22 protein-coding genes are annotated in these 18,512 nt (G+C 42.3%); all 22 read right to left on the bottom strand.

From position 1 onward, the window contains the following. Positions 1 to 86 precede the first annotated feature (86 nt). Entirely contained in the window at positions 87 to 1,820 is a 1,734-nt protein-coding gene (gene recN / locus BK049_RS16145) for a DNA repair protein RecN (RefSeq protein WP_071168952.1), read from the bottom strand. 34 nt (positions 1,821 to 1,854) lie between these two features. Next, positions 1,855 to 2,304: a transcriptional regulator AhrC/ArgR gene (gene ahrC, locus BK049_RS16140; RefSeq protein WP_008358598.1), complete on the bottom strand. Its 450-nt coding sequence runs from the start codon at positions 2,302 to 2,304 to the stop codon at positions 1,855 to 1,857. A 321-nt stretch (positions 2,305 to 2,625) separates the two neighbouring features. Then, entirely contained in the window at positions 2,626 to 3,480 is an 855-nt protein-coding gene (locus BK049_RS16135) for a TlyA family RNA methyltransferase (RefSeq protein ID WP_071168951.1), read from the bottom strand. Beyond that, entirely contained in the window at positions 3,477 to 5,378 is a 1,902-nt protein-coding gene (dxs, locus tag BK049_RS16130) for a 1-deoxy-D-xylulose-5-phosphate synthase (protein WP_071168950.1), read from the bottom strand. Before dxs ends, BK049_RS16135 begins: the two co-directional genes overlap by 4 nt. 151 nt (positions 5,379 to 5,529) lie before the next feature. Further along, entirely contained in the window at positions 5,530 to 6,426 is an 897-nt protein-coding gene (locus BK049_RS16125) for a polyprenyl synthetase family protein (protein WP_174549241.1), read from the bottom strand. After that, entirely contained in the window at positions 6,410 to 6,670 is a 261-nt protein-coding gene (locus BK049_RS16120) for an exodeoxyribonuclease VII small subunit (RefSeq protein ID WP_003215880.1), read from the bottom strand. Before BK049_RS16120 ends, BK049_RS16125 begins: the two co-directional genes overlap by 17 nt. Further along, the gene (gene xseA, locus BK049_RS16115) at positions 6,667 to 8,013 is read right to left on the bottom strand and encodes an exodeoxyribonuclease VII large subunit (protein ID WP_071168948.1); all 1,347 of its coding nucleotides are present in this window, start codon (positions 8,011 to 8,013) and stop codon (positions 6,667 to 6,669) included. The genes BK049_RS16120 and xseA overlap by 4 nt, the downstream gene beginning before the upstream one ends. Positions 8,014 to 8,083: 70 nt before the next feature. Beyond that, positions 8,084 to 8,935, bottom strand: coding sequence for a bifunctional methylenetetrahydrofolate dehydrogenase/methenyltetrahydrofolate cyclohydrolase FolD (gene folD, locus BK049_RS16110; protein WP_008358610.1), 852 nt, complete (start codon positions 8,933 to 8,935; stop codon positions 8,084 to 8,086). 11 nt (positions 8,936 to 8,946) lie between these two features. Continuing rightward, positions 8,947 to 9,339 carry a transcription antitermination factor NusB gene (gene nusB, locus BK049_RS16105; protein ID WP_008358612.1) on the bottom strand — a complete coding sequence of 131 codons (393 nt, stop codon included), beginning with the start codon at positions 9,337 to 9,339 and terminating at the stop codon, positions 8,947 to 8,949. A gap of 209 nt (positions 9,340 to 9,548) precedes the next feature. Beyond that, on the bottom strand, positions 9,549 to 9,956 hold the full coding sequence (locus BK049_RS16100) for an Asp23/Gls24 family envelope stress response protein (RefSeq protein WP_034280262.1): 408 nt from the start codon (positions 9,954 to 9,956) through the stop codon (positions 9,549 to 9,551). A gap of 25 nt (positions 9,957 to 9,981) precedes the next feature. Continuing rightward, positions 9,982 to 11,331 carry an acetyl-CoA carboxylase biotin carboxylase subunit gene (accC, locus tag BK049_RS16095; protein ID WP_008358616.1) on the bottom strand — a complete coding sequence of 450 codons (1,350 nt, stop codon included), beginning with the start codon at positions 11,329 to 11,331 and terminating at the stop codon, positions 9,982 to 9,984. Between the two features lie 11 nt (positions 11,332 to 11,342). Continuing rightward, positions 11,343 to 11,825, bottom strand: a complete 483-nt coding sequence (gene accB, locus BK049_RS16090) for an acetyl-CoA carboxylase biotin carboxyl carrier protein (protein ID WP_071168947.1) — start codon at positions 11,823 to 11,825, stop codon at positions 11,343 to 11,345. Positions 11,826 to 12,018: 193 nt separating this feature from the next. After that, positions 12,019 to 12,639, bottom strand: a complete 621-nt coding sequence (locus BK049_RS16085; RefSeq protein WP_008358619.1) for a SpoIIIAH-like family protein — start codon at positions 12,637 to 12,639, stop codon at positions 12,019 to 12,021. After that, positions 12,639 to 13,310, bottom strand: coding sequence for a stage III sporulation protein AG (spoIIIAG, locus tag BK049_RS16080; protein ID WP_008358621.1), 672 nt, complete (start codon positions 13,308 to 13,310; stop codon positions 12,639 to 12,641). The genes BK049_RS16085 and spoIIIAG overlap by 1 nt, the downstream gene beginning before the upstream one ends. Next, the gene (gene spoIIIAF, locus BK049_RS16075; RefSeq protein WP_071168946.1) at positions 13,303 to 13,935 is read right to left on the bottom strand and encodes a stage III sporulation protein AF; all 633 of its coding nucleotides are present in this window, start codon (positions 13,933 to 13,935) and stop codon (positions 13,303 to 13,305) included. Before spoIIIAF ends, spoIIIAG begins: the two co-directional genes overlap by 8 nt. A gap of 14 nt (positions 13,936 to 13,949) precedes the next feature. Continuing rightward, a complete protein-coding gene (gene spoIIIAE / locus BK049_RS16070; RefSeq protein ID WP_425304344.1) occupies positions 13,950 to 15,131 on the bottom strand; it encodes a stage III sporulation protein AE in 1,182 nt (393 codons plus the stop codon). Positions 15,132 to 15,162: 31 nt separating this feature from the next. Then, entirely contained in the window at positions 15,163 to 15,576 is a 414-nt protein-coding gene (spoIIIAD, locus tag BK049_RS16065; RefSeq protein WP_087978339.1) for a stage III sporulation protein AD, read from the bottom strand. Continuing rightward, complete coding sequence (spoIIIAC, locus tag BK049_RS16060) at positions 15,573 to 15,779, bottom strand: stage III sporulation protein AC (protein ID WP_003153142.1); 207 nt, start codon at positions 15,777 to 15,779, stop codon at positions 15,573 to 15,575. Before spoIIIAC ends, spoIIIAD begins: the two co-directional genes overlap by 4 nt. A gap of 19 nt (positions 15,780 to 15,798) precedes the next feature. Then, positions 15,799 to 16,314, bottom strand: a complete 516-nt coding sequence (gene spoIIIAB, locus BK049_RS16055; RefSeq protein ID WP_008358628.1) for a stage III sporulation protein SpoIIIAB — start codon at positions 16,312 to 16,314, stop codon at positions 15,799 to 15,801. After that, positions 16,308 to 17,231 (bottom strand): stage III sporulation protein AA, encoded by a 924-nt coding sequence (spoIIIAA, locus tag BK049_RS16050; RefSeq protein WP_071168944.1) that lies wholly within the window; start codon positions 17,229 to 17,231, stop codon positions 16,308 to 16,310. Before spoIIIAA ends, spoIIIAB begins: the two co-directional genes overlap by 7 nt. A gap of 65 nt (positions 17,232 to 17,296) precedes the next feature. Next, a complete protein-coding gene (locus BK049_RS16045; protein WP_008358631.1) occupies positions 17,297 to 17,581 on the bottom strand; it encodes a YqhV family protein in 285 nt (94 codons plus the stop codon). Positions 17,582 to 17,954: 373 nt separating this feature from the next. Further along, positions 17,955 to 18,512: an elongation factor P gene (gene efp / locus BK049_RS16040; RefSeq protein ID WP_007501192.1), complete on the bottom strand. Its 558-nt coding sequence runs from the start codon at positions 18,510 to 18,512 to the stop codon at positions 17,955 to 17,957.

Below are 18,512 nucleotides of genomic sequence, written 5' to 3'. Positions count from 1 at the left end.
TGGATAAATTGATAAAAGAAAAAGACGATTCCATGCGTATATACAGTGAATTTCAGACAACATAAAAAAGGCAGCTGATTTTTCAGCTACCCTGTCGTTTTGACATCATTTGCTTGATGCAATAATTCTTTTGCATGCTGTTTTGTCAGCTCTGTGACTTCTACGCCTGCAATCATCCGGCCAATTTCACTCACTTTTTCTTCATTACTTAATGGTTTGACACTCGTCAGTGTTCTGCCAGCTTTAGAGCGTTTAGAAATGAAGAGGTGAGTGTCAGCCATTGCTGCTACTTGCGGCAGATGCGTAATGCATAGGACTTGTGAGCCTGCCGCTACTTTATAAATTTTTTCAGCAATCGCCTGTGCGACTCTGCCGCTGACGCCTGTATCCACTTCATCAAAGATAATGGATGTCACTTCTTGTTTGGCGGAGAAAATACTCTTCACCGCCAGCATGACACGTGAAATTTCTCCTCCAGATGCTACTTTTGACAAAGACTTCATCGGTTCGCCAGGATTAGTAGAAATGACAAATTGCGCTTGATCTATTCCGTTTCTCCCGAGCTGAACGGGCTTTCCATCTAAAAGCGGGCAATCCGTACTGCCAAATGGCGCATATCGAACGGAAAAGGCCGTATCAAAGGACGATTTCTCCATATATAAATCCTTCAATTCAGCTTGAATTTGCTTCGCTAGTTTTTTTGCCCATTTTTTGCGAAGCTCAGAAACGTTAAGCGCTTCAAGCAATGCATCTCGGCTTAACGCATCAAGCTTGTCTTTGAGTGTTTGCAGGTGGCTGTCTCGATGTTGAATTTGATCTATTTCCTCTTCAATCTTAGCCGCATACTCTAAAATTTCCTCTACCGTTGTGCCGTATTTTCGCTTCAGCTGTTTCATCTCATTTAGCCTGGACTCAATAAAATCAAGACGAGCTGGGTCGAATTCTAACTGATCGAGCATACTGCGCATTTGAAAAGTCGAATCCTCTAATAGGTAATAGGAGTTCGAGACTTGTTCAGAGAGCTGTTTTAAATCTTCATTGATGTCAGAAACTTGCTCAAGCTCGCTTGAGGCCATTCCAACCCAATCAAGCCCTCCTTGCTCATTGCGCAAGGCATTATATGCATTTTGCAGCGAGGAGTAGATCTTTTCGAAATTGCTGATTTGATGACGTTCCTCTTGAAGCTTCTCATCTTCCCCAGGCTCTAATTGTGCCGCTTCAATCTCTTCCAGCTGAAATTGCAATAAGTCTAAACGGTGTACCATCTCTTGCTCATTTTCAGACAGCTGTTTGAGCTTTTGGGCCGTCTTCATATATTGATCATACGCTTCTTGATATTGCATGAGAGCAGGTGCAATTTCTTCTGCCCCAAATTGATCGAGCAGATGCAGATGATTTTCATCCTCCATCAATAGCTGATTATCATGCTGTCCATGTATATCGAGCAACAGCCGGCCAATTTCTCGCAGAAGAGAGATGGTGACAAGCTTACCATTAATGCGGCAGATGCTTTTCCCGCTTTGATTGATATCCCGGCGAAGAATCATCATTTCATCCGATGCGTCAATCCCCTGCTCTTCGCATAAAGCAAACACAGGATGATCTGCTGGTACAAGAAAAAGCCCTTCCAGCTCTGCTTTTTTTTCACCGTAGCGGACAAATTCAGATGATCCTCTTCCCCCTACAAGAAGTGAGACAGCATCAATCATAATTGATTTTCCGGCACCTGTTTCCCCGGTTAGAACTGTGAGTCCTTTTTCAAATGAAACCGTTAACTCTTCAATGATTGCAAAGTTTTTAATGGTTAGTTCTGCTAACACTCATTTGACACCTCTTTTTGTAAACCTGATCTCTTTATAGAAGCTCTAAAATTTTGGCCGAAACTGTATCCGTATCATCTGGCGTGCGGCAAATGATTAAAATGGTATCATCCCCGCAAATGGTTCCCATAATTTCTTCCCAATCTAAATTATCCATTAAAGCACCAATGGCCTGAGCATTCCCCGGCATGGTTTTTAAAACAATTAAATGACTGGCAGCATCCATTTTAATAAATGCATCCATCAAAGCACGCTTTAATTTTGACAGCGGGTTAAACCGCTGATCCGCAGGTAGGCTGTATTTATACGTTCCGTTGTTCGTTGGCACTTTCACTAAATGCAATTCTTTAATATCCCTTGATACGGTCGCCTGTGTAATGTTATATCCATCGGCTTTCAAAATATCGACTAATTCATCTTGTGTTTCGATCTCTTGGCTTGCAATGATTTCTCTAATCTTAATATGCCTTTGACCTTTATTCATTTTGACCCCCCTAGTAGGCGTTTCATTCTCAGTTTGTCTTTACGTTCTATGTTATATGATGCACACTTCAAAAAACAAGCATTACGTGAGAAACTGTCGATTCTCGTCTTTTGTCTATATAAAAAGGAATAATGCGTGCCGGTGCTCAACCGGTGCTCACGAATGTTAAATTCGCTCCGGTACTCGTCCTTCCTAGGGCTGCAAAGGTTTTCAGGTCACGCTGAAAAGAAGACAAAGGGCTAAAATAAAGTTCATTTTAGCCCTTTGTCAACAATCTAAAAGGAATAATAGCGAGCTATTATTCCTTTCATTTCAATGATCTCATTTGTCAGCCGGCTCAGGACTGTTTTTCTTTTCTTTCAATACGGAATGGGCTTCCTTGACGACTTTCTCAAGCGCAGAAACTGGAAGGGCCGTATTTTCCTCTTGATTAGGACGAAGCACCAAGTGAAGCAGGAATTCAATATTTCCGTCACCGCCCGTAATGGGTGAAAATGATACATCCTTTACATCATAGCCTTCTTTTGCAGCAAATTGATTCATTTCTTCTAATACTCCGAGGTGTACAGAAGGTTCACGCACAATGCCTTTTTTTCCAACAAGCTCTCGGCCAGCTTCAAATTGAGGCTTGACGAGGGCAATACAGTCACCGCCTGGCACAAGAATATGCTTAAGTGCCGGGAGAATGAGTTTGAGCGAAATAAACGAGACATCTATGGAAGCAACCTCTGGCAATCCTTCGGTAAAATCAGCTGGAACAGAATGGCGGAAATTGGTGCGTTCCATCACGATCACTCGATCATCCTGCCTTAATTTCCAAGCGAGCTGATTGTAGCCAACATCAACAGCATAGGATTTGACCGCTCCATTTTGGAGTGCACAGTCTGTAAATCCTCCTGTTGATGAGCCGATATCAATCAGCAGTTTTCCTTTAACTGTTAAGTCAAATTCTTTTAGTGCTTTTTCAAGCTTTAACCCGCCGCGGCTTACATATTTCAAAGGATTCCCCTTTACAGTCAGCGGGGTATCACGAGCGATTTTTTCTCCTGGTTTATCCAAACGGTTTTCATTTGAGTAAACGATCCCTGCCATAATGGCACGCTTTGCTTTCTCTCTCGTTTCCATTAGCCCTTGTTCGACTAATAAAACGTCAAGTCGTTCTTTCTTTGATGTCATGATCCAATTCCTTTTCTTGGTGCTGCAGGAAGCAGGTCACGTAAAGTTTCAGCCACCTGTGTTTTCGTCAGTCCAATTTCTTCAAGAAGCGCATCGACACTTCCATGCTCAATAAATTCATCTGGAATGCCCATACGTTCTACTTTTATATGTGGCGTTTTTTTATCGTGTATATATTCTAATACGCTGCTGCCAAATCCACCTTGGAGCACAGCTTCTTCAATCGTTAAAATTGGAATGCCTTCAGACAGTATTTCATTTAACATTCCTTCATCCAGCGGCTTAATAAAACGAGCATTGACGACACGAATTGATTTTCCTTCTTTTTGCAGTTCTTCTGCTGCTTGCAGCGCCATTTTAATGGTAGTACCGAATGTTAAAATAACGGCATCTTTCCCTGGACGAAGAACTTCCCATGAACCAATTGGAATGGTTTTCAGCTGTTCATCCATTTTGACGCCTAGTCCATTTCCACGCGGGAAGCGCATGGCAATCGGACCGTCATTATATTGAATGGCTGTGTTGACCATGTGCTGTCCTTCATTTTCATCCTTTGGCATCATGAGAACCATATTCGGCATATGGCGCATGAAAGCAATGTCAAACACACCTTGATGCGTTTCTCCATCAGCTCCGACAAGACCCGCACGATCAATACCAATAAACACATTGAGGTTTTGACGGCAAATATCATGAAGCACTTGGTCATAGGCTCTTTGAAGGAAGGTCGAATAAATGGCCAAAAATGGCTTCATATTCTGAGTTGCAAGCCCTGCTGCCATTGTTGCGGCATGCTGCTCTGCAATCCCTACATCAAACATTCGCTCTGGAAATTCCTTTGCAAACCCTTCAAGCTTTGAGCCAACAGGCATCGCAGGTGTAATTGCGACAATCCGTTCGTCTTCCCTCGCCAGCTTTCTGACGGTTTCACTCACGAGCCCACTCCATGACGGTGCGGCCGCTGCCGGTTTCACAAAATCGCCTGTATCAATTTTGTATGGACCTGTGCCGTGCCAAGTACCGATTTTATCAGATTCTGCCGGCTTATAGCCTTTTCCTTTTTTCGTGATGACATGAAGGAGAACAGGGCCTTTTGTTTTCTTTGCGTATTCAAGGTTTTCAAAAAGGTCCTCATAGGAATGTCCGTCTACAGGGCCTAAGTACGTAAAGCCCATTTCCTCAAAGAACATACCAGAGACAAGCAAATATTTCAGGCTGTCTTTAATACGTTCTGCTGTTGCAGCAAGTTTTCCGCCTACTGCTGGAATACGCTTGAATAAGTATTCAAGCTCGTCCTTCACCCATTGGTATTTGCCAGCTGTACGCAGTCTGCCAAGCATGGTATGAATGGCACCGACGTTTGGCGCAATACTCATTTCATTGTCATTTAAGATGACAATCATGTCTTTCTTTTCATCACCGATATGGTTCAGTGCTTCAAGCGCCATACCGCCGGTTAATGCACCATCTCCGATAATCGGGAGAATATATTCATCTGTTCCTTTAATATCACGTGCTACCGCCATACCCATCGCGCCAGATAATGAGGTTGAACTGTGCCCAGTCTCCCACACATCATGTTCACTTTCATTTCGTTTAGGAAAACCGCAGAGCCCTTTATATTGACGAAGTGTATCAAACTCAGCACCACGTCCAGTTAACAGCTTGTGAACGTAAGATTGATGTCCAACATCCCAAAGGAATTTGTCTTTCGGGCTGTCAAATACTTTATGAAGTGCAACAGTCAGTTCAACGACACCAAGATTTGGACCGATGTGCCCGCCAGAGTTCGCTAACGACTCAATTAAAAACGTGCGAATTTCAGCACTAAGCTCCTCTAATTCTGCATTTGACATTCCTTTTAGAAACGTTGGATTTTTTATTGATAAAAGATCCAATCAGGATCAACTCGCTTTCAACAAAATTTCTATCTACATATATAATGCCTCATTCCTGTGAAAACCAATTCAGGAATAAGAGTTGTCTCATCACGATAAACTGTTTACAGTTTACCACAATTGCTCGAAGCCCCTCAAATCTAGGCTGTTTTTAATGATCTCTTGAGGCAATCAGATCGCATAAATCATGCAGCAAGTGTTGCTCTAAATCAAGATTTGAGACAATTTCTTTCGCACGAGTGATATGTTCATCAAGTTTTTCTTTCGCTCCTGAAAGCGTTAATAAAGAAGGATATGTCGACTTTTCATTTGCCGTATCGGAGCCGACCCGTTTTCCTATTTTTTCTTCGCTTCCTTCGAGATCTAAAATATCATCTCGAATTTGAAAAGCAATGCCAATGTGGTAGCTGAATTCTCTCAGCTTTTCGATATCATCATCAGATGCACCTGCCAGCATTGCGCCAGCTGCCACACTAAAGGTCAAAAGCTTTCCAGTTTTACGGGCATGTATTGATTCTAGTTCAGAAAGAGGGATTTGCTTTTGTTCTGCTTCCATATCATCAAATTGCCCGCCAACCATTCCAAGTGCACCTGCTGATTTTACAAGTTCATCGATGATTTTGAGCTTTTGCTCAGCTGGTACACGATCCGATAATTGCGATGTGATGAGGCGGAAGCTTTCCGTTAAAAGCGCATCACCTGCAAGAACCGCAGTTGCCTCTCCATATACTTTATGGTTGGTCGGCTTTCCTCTGCGCAGGTCATCATCATCCATGCAAGGAAGATCGTCATGAATCAATGAATACGTATGAATCATTTCCACCGCACAGCCCACTGGTATGCCGTCTTCTTCCCTTTTTCCATACGCATTTAAAAGAGCAAGGACAAGAACAGGGCGCAGTCTTTTCCCCCCTGCTTTAAGAGAATAAAGCATCGAAGCTTTCAAGTCCTCTGGAATAGTTAATTCCTGAACATATGTAAATAAATAATCTTCAATTGCCTGTTTTCTTGTTGTCAAAAATTCAGTTAAGTTACTTGTCACCAGCATCTGCCTCCTTCACTGAAAAAGGAGCCAGTTCACCGTCCTCTTTTAAAATGAAATCCATTTGCTTTTCAACATGCTGTAATTTCTCATGACAAAGCTTTGAAAGTGTCATCCCCTCTTGGAAATAGTGGATGGCTTGCTCAAGCGGTACATCTCCTTCTTCAAGCTTCCCAACAATCTCTTCTAAACCTTTCATCGCCTCTTCAAATGTCATTTGTTCTTCTTTTTGTTTATTTGATTCTGTCATGATGATTGCTCCTCCTTCTCAATGACCTCACAAATGAGACGTCCATCCTTCATTGTGATGGCCAGCTGATCCTTCGTTTCTACTTGATTCACACTTTTAACCAGTTCATCTTCTTTATAGGCTAAACTATAGCCTCTTTCCATCACTTGAAGTGGATTTAATGCATTTAGTTTACCAAGAACCGATTGGAACTGCGAATGAATTGTTTTCATTTGCACATTCATGCTTCGGATGAGCTGTTCTGTTTGATTGACATGCCGTTTTTTCGCCTGAAGCAGCTGCTCTTTTGGATGAAGCGGTTTAAGTCTATAGATCTCACGCTCGAGTTGACTCCGTTTTTGTTCCATTTGTCTTGTCAGCTGTTTTTGAAAACGATCAAATACCATATCAAATTGCTGCTCTTTTTGCTCTTGTAATCGCTTTGGAAAACGGAAAGCATAAGAGGATTGAAGTGCCACAAGACGGTCTTTTGCTTGTGACGTTCGATTTTTTACTGCTCTTGTTAACCGAATGTCGATTGATTTGATTCGTTCGATTAAGTCGGCGGTGCTTGGAACAGCTAGTTCGGCTGCTCCTGTTGGTGTGGGTGCTCTCATGTCTGCAGTGAAATCACTAATGGTAAAGTCTGTTTCGTGCCCAACTGCAGAAATGATTGGAATGTCTGATGCGAAGATCGCTCTTGCGACTGCTTCTTCATTAAAGGCCCAAAGTTCTTCAATCGATCCTCCGCCTCTCCCGACAATCAAGACATCACAAAGCTGTTTTTCATTGGCTTCTTTAATCCGTTCCACAATCGAACGCGGAGCATTTTCTCCTTGGACTAATGCCGGAAGCACAATGATCTTGGCCTGCTGATAGCGCCGATTGATCGTGGTAATGACATCTCGAACAGCTGCTCCTGTTGGGGATGTAATGACACCAACGACCTCTGGAAATTCAGGAATTGTTTTTTTATAGCGCTCATCAAATAAGCCTTCACTTGCTAGTTTCTTCTTCAGCTCTTCGTAAGCAAGATGAAGAGCACCAACACCATCAGGCTGCATTTCCTTAGCATATAATTGATAGCTGCCGCTCGGCTCATATACTTGAATTCCTCCACGTACGAACACTTTCATTCCGCTCTTTGGTGAAAAGGGCAGCTTGGACGCAGAACGCTGGAACATGACAGCTTGCATACGTGCATGTTCGTCCTTTAAGGTGAAATAAACATGCCCTCTTGAATGAATCTTCACATTTGATAACTCACCTTTGATCCAAATATCTTCTAAATGAGGGTCAACATCAAATTTTCTTTTTATGTATTTTGTAAGGGCTGTGACCGTCACAAAGGCTTTTTCACTCATGACGTATTCCTCCTCTTCAAAAACGCACATTCATCCACCGGCAGCACGCAGGTGGATGAATGGATCAAGCTTATGATAATGTACGTTTTGCTGATTTAACCGTATTGTGTGCAAGCATCGTAATCGTCATTGGACCAACTCCGCCAGGGACTGGTGTGATGTAAGAAGCTTTTTCTTTTGCTGCTTCAAAGTCAACGTCCCCTACAAGTTTCCCTGTTTCTAGACGATTGACTCCTACATCAATGACAATAGCGCCTTCTTTAATTTGGTCAGCTTTAATAAAGTTTGCTCGACCGACGGCAACAACTAAAATGTCCGCTTTTAACGTATGTTCTGAAATGTTCGCCGTTTTGGAGTGGCAGTATGTGACAGTTGCATTTTCGTTTAACAGCAATTGTCCAACTGGTTTGCCGACAATATTGCTTCGTCCCACAACCACTACTTCTTTTCCAGAAAGATTGACACCGGTTTTGTTCAGCAATTCAACAATACCTGCTGGTGTACATGGAAGGAATGTATCTTCACCAAGCAGCATCTTCCCAATATTCAGCGGATGAAAACCATCTACATCTTTCTCTGGTGAGATACGTTCAATGACGGCTTTTTCAGAAATATGTTTTGGCAGTGGAAGCTGAACAAGAATCCCGTGGAATTGATCGTTCGCATTGTACTGATCGATTAGCTGAAGCAATTCTTCTTCTGTTAAAGAAGCATCTAAATGATCAAGCTGAAAATGCATGCCCATGGCTTCAGCTGCTTTTTTCTTCCCGCGCACATAAGAAAGTGAGGCCGGATCATCACCGATTAGAATAACGGCAAGACCAGGTGTGACTCCTTTTTGTTTTAGCTCTTCTACTTCTTTTGCTAATTGTTCACGCTTTTCTTTTGCTGTTTCTTTTCCATCGATGATTGTTGCGGTCATGTCGAATCCTCCTATTGCTTTAGGTCGTTTTTAATGTTTGAAAGTACGCCATTTACAAATTTCGGTGCTTTATCATCACCAAACACTTTAGCCAGTTCAATGGCTTCATTCATTGAAACACTAACCGGGATGTCTTCTTGATATACCATTTCGTATACAGACAGCCTTAAAATGGCTCTGTCTACGTTCGCAATACGATCGAGTTTCCAATTCACAAGGTGCTGTGAAATCATGTCATCGAGCTTGTCCTTTTGTTCAAGCACACCGAAAACCAGTTCCTCGAAAAAAGGATCTGATTCTTGTTCATCCAGCGCATGTGTAATGGCCTCTTTCGGATCAATATTGCTGACATCAATTTGAAATAATGTTTGTAGCGCCTTTTCTCTTGCAGTTCTTCTTTTCATCATTTACTCCTTTAACCACTTTATCCGCTTGTCGTTAAGCCATACAGAGATCATAACATATTTTGAACGTGGTCGCACCAAGATCCATGCGAGCTACGGCGAAAAACGAATAAATCAAAGCGTGACGTAATCATTATTCGGAACTCACCCAAAAATGGGCTTTAAAAAACCAAAGAGGCGATGCCTCCTTGGTTTCACTTCAACCCTTTTTACATTTCTTGATCTACTTCAGCCTCAGGTGCTTTTGTATCAAATTGAATGCCCACCACATGAATGTTGATTTCATTAATCGTTAAGGCGGTCATGTTTAAAAGGGTTTGACGGATATTTTCTTGAACAGCGGTGGATACCTTTGGAATGGACAGGCCAAACTCAACCACACAATACACATCAATTGTGATGCCTTCATCAGAGACATCTACTTTTACACCTTTACGGTGATTTTTCTTACCAAAGCGTTCTGCCACATCAGCAGCGAAGTTGCCGCGCATTTCCGCAATTCCCTCAACCTCTGAAGCAGCAATCCCAGCGATGACTTCAATCACTTCTGGCGCAATTTGCACTTTTCCCAATTGATCTTCATCAAGGTTCATTTCAAGCAAATTGTTTTCTGACACGATCATTCACCTCCGAAAGCTGTTATTATTTCATAATTTGATACGTTTCTAAAAACTTCGTATTAAAATTACCGCTCACAAATGTTTCATGCTCAAGCAATCTAAGGTGGAATGGAATGGTTGTGTAGACTCCTTCAATGACGAATTCTTGAAGCGCACGTTTCATTTTTGCAATCGCTTCTTCTCTCGTCTTACCATATGTGATGACTTTTGCAATCATACTATCGTAATATGGCGGAATCACATAACCCGGATAAGCAGCAGAATCAACACGTACACCTAGTCCGCCTGGCGGAAGATACATTTTAATTTCACCTGCAGAAGGCATGAAGTTTTTCTCTGGGTTCTCTGCATTAATACGGCATTCGATTGCCCAGCCTTCATATACGACATCCTCTTGAGTAAGAGAAAGCTTTTCACCTGATGCAACCATGATCTGTTCTTTGATCAAGTCAACACCTGTGACCATTTCCGTAACAGGATGCTCTACTTGGATACGGGTATTCATTTCCATGAAGTAAAATTTCTCTTCATTATAATCATAAATGAATTCGACCGTTCCAGCCCCTGTGTATTCAACAGCTTCTGCTGCTTTCACAGCTGCTTCTCCCATTTGCTCACGAATATCTGCATTCAGTGCTGGTGATGGTGTTTCTTCAAGAAGCTTCTGCATTCTTCTTTGAATGGAGCAATCACGCTCACCTAAATGAATCGTATTCCCATGCTGATCAGCAAGCACCTGGATTTCCACGTGTCTAAAGTCTTCAATGAATTTCTCCAAATAAACACCTGGGTTACCAAAGTTCTGCGCTGCTTCTTGCTGCGTGATTTTGACACCGTTGATGAGCTCTTCTTCTGTACGAGCTACACGGATACCTTTACCGCCGCCGCCTGCAGTTGCTTTGATAATAACAGGATACCCAATACTTGCTGCGGTTGAAACGGCATCATCAAGGTCTTTTACAATTCCTTGAGAACCAGGGACAATTGGTACGCCTGCCTGCTTCATTGTTTCTCTTGCCACATCTTTTGTTCCCATTTTGGAAATCGCTGATGCAGTTGGTCCAACAAAAATGACATTACATTCTTCGCAAAGCTCTGCAAAATCTGCATTTTCAGCAAGGAATCCGTATCCTGGATGAATGGCATCTGTACCTGTCAGCTTTGCAACACTGACAATATTTGTCACATTTAAATAACTATCTTTTGAAGCAGTCGGTCCGATGCAATATGCTTCATCAGCCATTTGAACATGCAGCGCATCTCGATCCGCTTCAGAAAATACCGCAACGGTTTCAATTCCAAGCTCTTTACAAGCGCGGATGATTCTAACTGCGATTTCTCCTCTGTTTGCAATTAATAGCTTTTTAATCATGATCGTACTCCTTACTCTGCTTTCACTAGAAAGAGGGGTTGTCCGAATTCTACAAGCTGACCGTTTTCAGCTAATACTTCGACGATTTCACCTTTTACTTCTGCTTCGATTTCATTAAACAGTTTCATCGCTTCAACGATACATACAACTGAGTCTTCCTTCACCTTAGAACCTGTTGTCACGTAAGGATCTGCTTCTGGTGAAGAAGAAGCATAAAATGTGCCAACCATTGGGGATGTGATTTTATGCAGATTTTCAGACGCAACTGCCTCTTGTGCAGGGGCTTCGGTCTGAGCTGGAGCTTGTGCTTTCGGAGCTTGTTGAGCTGGAGCTGCTTGGACAGGAGCCACTGGTGCTTGTGCCGCAACTTGCTGAACGACTTCTTTATTTTTTTTCAGTTTGATTGTTGCACCTTCATTTTCGTACGTAAATTCATCAATTGTAGATTCGTCAATTAATTTAATCAGTTCATGAATTTCTTCAATTTTTAACATGGATTTGCACCCCTATGTATGGATTTATCTTTTTTTATAGGCTAGTACTAAAACTACATACTATAACCATCTTACAGGAGGATTTCGTTGAATTCAACTACTATTGTGATGAAACGCTCCATTCAGGCATCTTAAAAAGGCCGCCAAACCGCATAAAAAACGCCCTTTTCAGCAAAGGGCGCTGGTTCATTTTTTATTGATTCGATGGCTCAAAAGTGACGGCTACGTTATCAAGCCCCCTCATTTCCTTTGTGACCAAATCAATAATATCTGCTGCTTGGGACTTTGATTTTTTATCAGAACGAACCGTGATGCTCACTTTATCGCCTTCAGCACTCACAAGAGCATCTTTATATCCTTTTGTTTTAATTAATGTCTCCAGCTGACGCTCTGTTCCTTCTGCCTCACTAAGAGCTGTCATTTGATCATACGCTTCACTTTTTTCTTGCGCTGTTGCATCATCACTAGACACGATTTCGTTAAATTCTTCGCGCTGCTTGCTGCGCTTATCTTCTAGTTCTAGTCTGTATGTTGTGAAAAGCTCATCGTCTGTCTGCTCTGAAACAGCCTTTCCTTCTTCACCACTTGTTTCAACATCTTCTTGTTTGGCATTTGTTTCTTTGTCAGTTGACTTGTCACCTGCGCCTTTTTCCGTTCCTTTTTCTGTTTCAGTCTTTTTCTCTTCCATTCCTTTTGATTTCGTATCTTCTACTGTCACTGCATTCTCACCTTGTGGGGACATGATATAGTACACACTTAATACGACAACTAAACTTAGCATCGTTAATAGCCAAACCGTTTGTTTTTTTAACATCATTCCGAATCCTCCTTGATTTTTTTAGGGGCAACAGCCACTCTATGGCTCGGTACATCAAGCACTCGTGTAACCGCTTCAATGATGGTTTTCTTTATTTGAACGTTGTCTACTCCTTGAGCAACAACGAGAACACCTCGAATTTCAGGCTTTTTCGTTTGGACAACAACAGGTGTTTCTTCATTGCCGTTTTTGATGATGACGATCTCTTCTTCCTTTGTTTGATCCGTCACACTTCGCACGCCGCCTTCTTTATCTGTTTCCTCTGTCGTTGTGCTTTTATTGGATTTGTTTTTTTCAAAAACTTTTAAAGACGTCGCATCTACATTGACCACAATGGACACATCTTCAACACCAATGATCGTCTCTAAAATTTCTTTCAACTGATTTTCGTACTCTTGCTCAACATCCTCAATTGAGTTTTTCTCCTTGCTTGACGACGCTGGTTTGAACACCGTCTGCTCCTCTGAAGATGTTTTTTTAGATGCTGGAACAGCAGCCTGTTGTTTGCTTGATGGTGGTGAGAGAATCTGGCTGACTAACATGAACGACACGCCGATAATGAATACAAGCAGCAAGTAATGATGCTTCGTTAATTTTGGTTTTCCTTCACCTTTTTCAGGTGGTTGGAACAATGATTTCAGCTTTTGTTTCCAGTCCTTGTTATTCATGATCTGCTGCGTCACCTCCCTCAATGTTCAGCGCAATATGTTCAGGACTTGTATTCCATACATCCGCAAGCGTCTCTTTTACTCTCGCCATCTCTTTTGGTGACGATCCAGCGCTTTCCTCCTTTTGCCTGGAGAGATCAATGTCGACCTTTGCCACCGTTTCTACAGCATCACCTGTGAGCGGGGAGAGGACTGCTTTGATGCGGAATTGATCTACCTCCATGTTCTGATCAAGGTGCTCTTCATCTGCCAACACTTCTACGTGTTTCATTTCATAGCTCTCCTTCTCCAGTGGCTCTTTTGCGCTTTTTTCTAGTTGGACAGCCATTTGCTTTAAAATATATGCACGCTGTGAGGCTTGTATTTCTTTTTTTTCTAAATTCATCTGATTTTTTATTTCTTCTGATTGCGCTTCTTCCTTTCCCTTCATTAATTCCGAGAAAATTTGGTCAGGATCGGCACGAAATAAAGCAAAGATCGGATTAAGCATCACAACGATCAGCAGTAGGCTGACGACCATTTTTGCATATTTCTGCATGCTTGAATTAGGAAGCAAAAGATCAATCACAATAGCAAATAAAATAAATAGGATAATACTTGTGATCCATTCTGTGAGAAAACTCAAAAGGTGCCCCCTCCTTACTTCATCATCATTGTGAGATTGCCAGCTGTAATGATGACGGTAATACTTAAAAAGAACATCAGTGACACAACAGCTAGTGCAGCAAATATATACAGAACACTCTTTGAAATGACATCAAGACAGCTTATAATCGGTCCGCCCCCTAAAGGCTGAAGAATGGCGGCGGCAAGCTTATAAATAAGGGCGAGCGACAGCACCTTAATCGCCGGAAAAGCCGCAATTGAGATCAATATGGCGACACCAACAAGGCCAACCGTATTTTTAAGCAGCACTGAGGCGCTGATGACGGTATCTGTCGCATCTGTAAACATCCGGCCGAGAACAGGAATGAAATTTCCTGTAATAAATTTGGCTGTCCGAAGCGCAATGCCGTCACTGACAGCAGCAGATGCTCCCTGGACGGAAATGACGCCGAGAAAAACGGTGAGAAAAACAGCAAGTCCGCCAATCGCCACATTTCTTAACAGCTGAGCCAGCTGGGTGACCTTGTATTGTTCCGTCAGCGTGCTGACAATGCTCAATATGGCGGATAAAAAGATGAGCGGAAGAACGACATACTGAATAAAAATGCCGCTCGTGTTCATTAAAAATAAAATCACAGGATGAAAGAATCCGGCAGAAACAATTCCGCCTGATGAAGCAATGAGCGCTAATAAAAGAGGAATAAGAGCAAGAATAAAACTGGTCATCGTTTGAATCGCTTCTGTTGCATAAGAAATGGCGACATGAAAACTGTTTAATGCAATAATGATGAGCACCATATAAACAAGAGCGTATGCGACTTTACTGACAGTGCTTTGCTCAAAAGCGTTTTGTAAAAGCTGCAAAAGCGAACAAAAGATGGTGAGTAAAATCAATGTGCCTAGAAGCTTTCCATTGGCAATGACCTCATGAAAAAGATAATGAACAAATGCCTTCAGCCACGTTTGGGGAGACAACTCTTTATCGCCATCAATCATTTCCTTCACTGTGCCTTTTTGGCTTTCAGGGAGAAAGCCGCCATACTCGTCCAATATGGTTTCCCAAAAGTCATTGATGGAATGAAGCTCTAATGCATCAGCCTGTCCACTCGCCGCTTCTTCTGCGACCGGTTCTTCACTTGATAAAGGCTCATTTTCTTCTGCATTTGCATACGGAACCATCATCCAAAAGAACATGATAAGCCCCGCCACAGCCATCACCCGTTTCATTAACATCACCTCTTTTCAATCAAGTCATGGACGGGATCATGCCTAAAATGGTCTCAATGATGACCGTTAAAATCGGGACCGCCATGACCAAGATGAGAATCTTGCCGCCAAGCTCTATTTTCGAAGCAATGGCGCCTTGTCCTGCATCTTTTGTGAGCTGGGCGCCAAATTCTGCAATATAGGCAATTCCGATGATTTTCAAAATGGTTTCAACGTACTTCATATTGACACCGGCACTTGCCGCAATTTTTTCGATCATGGAGATAATGGCATAGATTTGATCGATTAAATAAAGAAAAATCACACACCCTGTAAACACAACAAGCATAAAGGCGAAGGTTGGCTTTTGTTCTTTGACGATTAAAGCTAGAAAAGTAGCAATTAAACCAAGGCCAACAATTTGAATGATTTCGATTTGTAAGCCCTCCCCTATCCTTGAAATAGAAATACGGCTTTAATCTTCTTAAACAAATCATCTACAATGGTTGCCACCATAAATAAAATGTAGATAAACCCAAGCAGTGTCACCCACTGAGCGTACTCTTTTTTCCCCATTTGATCCAAAATCGTATGAAGAAAGGCCACGACGATGCCTACTCCTGCGATTTGGAAAATGACGTTTACATCAACGCCCATGCTCTCGACTCCCTTCTTCTCACATCAATAACAGAATCAGTAGTAATCCACTTAAAAATCCAAGACTCCTCACCATTTTTTCATTTTTCGCTTGGGCAACTTCAGCTTCTTTCTCTTCTGATTCCAAATGACCTAACGCCAGCTTGATATATTTTTGCTGAGCAGTGACATCATGCTGACCAAGAGTTTCTCCAAAATGCTTCAGCGCTTCATATTCGCCTTTTTTCAAAACGGTCTTTTTCCAAACGTCCTCTAAACTTTCGTTCCATGCATGCCTTGCTGAAAAGGTGCCGGCTTTGAGTTTTTCTGCAAATTGTTCAAATAATCGATTCACAGGTGGCCCTACTTGCGATGCAATTTGATCAGCGGCTCTAGCTAAAGGTGTTTGACCATACATGATTTCAGCTTCAAGAGATTGGAGAGCAAACCGAAGCTGCCGAATTTGCTTAGGCCGGTCGCTGTATCGTTTGGCAAACTCAAATCCTCCCCAAGTCGTGGCCGCGACGATGAAAATAGCGCCAATGAGCTTTAGCATACGTCCACTCCCTGCCTATACTTCATCTCTTGTCCATCTTGGTCATACATCCGACCGATCGTGCCGGGACCATTTTTTCTATTTAATTCAACATACCGATCAAATACTCGAAACTGCCATAACGGCTCGAATGATGGCCGTTTATATAGGTCCTCCAGTGAATACCCATGAGCTGAGACGATAATGGTGACTCCAGCATGGATCGCTTCTAAAAGTGCCTGTACATCCTCACTTTTTCCGATTTCATCTACAATGATGACCTCTGGACTCATGGAACGGATCATCATCATTAACCCTTCAGCTTTTGGACACGCATCCAGTACATCAATCCGGTGTCCAAAAGAATGCTGCGGCACCCCTCTTATACACCCGGCTATCTCAGAGCGTTCATCCACAATGCCTGTTTTTCTAGCAGGGATGGTTTTCGTTCCTGTACTCGCAAGACGCGCTACATCACGCAGCAATGTCGTTTTCCCTGTTTGCGGAGGACCAATGATGAGTGTGTTGCACCAATGTTGTTCATATAAATAAGGGAGAAAGGGCAGGGCCATGCCGATTTTTTCTTTTGCAATACGGATATTAAATGACGAAATATCTCTCAAGCCTTTGACGACACCATTTTCAACGATTACTTTTCCAGCAAGTCCTACCCGGTGTCCGCCAGATATGGTGATATAGCCTTGTTTTAGCTCTTCTTCAAGTGTGTACATGCTGTAATTACTTAGCCTGCCTAATAGCTGTGATGCGTCTTCTCCTGTTGTATGATAGGAAAGAAAGCGCGGTTTTCCTCCTTGCATCAATTCAACCGGACGATCTGTGCGAATGCGGATTTCTTCTATTTGCGCCCATTCTGCTTCTTTCAGCAGGCTGAGCTCTTGTCCAATCGAATGCGGGAGAATATCCAACAAACTCCGCAACGAATTCCCCTCCTTTTTTTCTTCTCTAAAATGTATGATGTGTGGCGTTAATTATGCCAAGCCATTCACTTATAAATCCCAACAAGAATAAACACGACACCCATGAAAATAAACACAAGCTTTGCATAGGATAACTGCCCTGCGATTTGATAGATTCCAATCGTCATGGTGATAATAAAAATGAGCGGCCCGATGATCGCTAGAATGCTATTGATGACAACCGCTTTACGTACATCATTTGTAAGTAAAATGAGGATGGCGGCCGTCAGTTCAATGGTCGCTGATAAAAATCTCATGCCTGCCATTGCAGCGACTGACGGGTGTATGCCCGGGAAAAGAAATTGTTTCATATAGAACCTCCAGCTTTTTTTACACTATATGCTTCACTAGCTGGAAGTAGTCTTGTTTTTCAGAAGGAAGAGAGATGAATGAGAGAATAGAGAGAGAAGTGTTTGGAGAGGCGTTATTTTTTCAATAAAAAAAGACTGTAAACTCGAGGTTTACAGTCTCAGATTGTTGACAAAGGGCTAAAATGAACTTTATTTTAGTCTTTTGTCTTCTTTTCAGCGTGACATGAAAACCTTTGCAGTCTAGGAAGGACGAGTACCGGAGCGGAGCGAATTTAACATTCGTGAGCACCGGCACGCAGGACTGACAAAGAATGCGAGGGTTTGTCTACACGCTAAGACTGTAAACTCGAGGTTTACAGTCTTTCTTCGTTCATTACGCTCTTGAAACGTATGAACCATCAGATGTATTAATCACTAGTTTATCTCCTTGGTTCACAAAGAAAGGAACGTTGACGATTAAACCAGTTTCTGTTTTCGCAGGTTTTGAGCCGCCTGATGTTGTGTCACCTTTAATACCAGGCTCTGTTTCTACTACTTCTAGTTCTACCGTGTTTGGAAGTTCTACTCCAAGTGTTTCATCACCGTACATCACGATTTGAACCGACATATTTTCAAGCAAATATTTCAGCTCATCTTTGATTTGCGCTTCGCTTAGTTCAAGCTGTTCGTATGAACTTGTATCCATGAATACATGCTGGTCGCCATTTGCATACAAGTATTGCATTGTTTTTGTTTCAATTTGAGCTTTCGCTACTTTTTCACCTGCACGGAATGTTTTTTCTTGAATTGCACCTGTACGCAGGTTACGCAGTTTCGAACGGACAAATGCTGCGCCTTTTCCTGGTTTTACGTGTTGGAAATCCACTACACGCCAAATACCGCCGTCCACTTCAATTGTCAGGCCTGTACGAAAATCGTTTACTGAAATCAT

It is taken from the genome of Bacillus xiamenensis (assembly GCF_001857925.1).
GTDB classification, from domain to species: Bacteria; Bacillota; Bacilli; order Bacillales; family Bacillaceae; genus Bacillus; species Bacillus xiamenensis.
The sequence above is the reverse complement of the archived record's forward strand: the minus strand, read 5'-3'. Positions and strand labels throughout refer to the sequence as shown.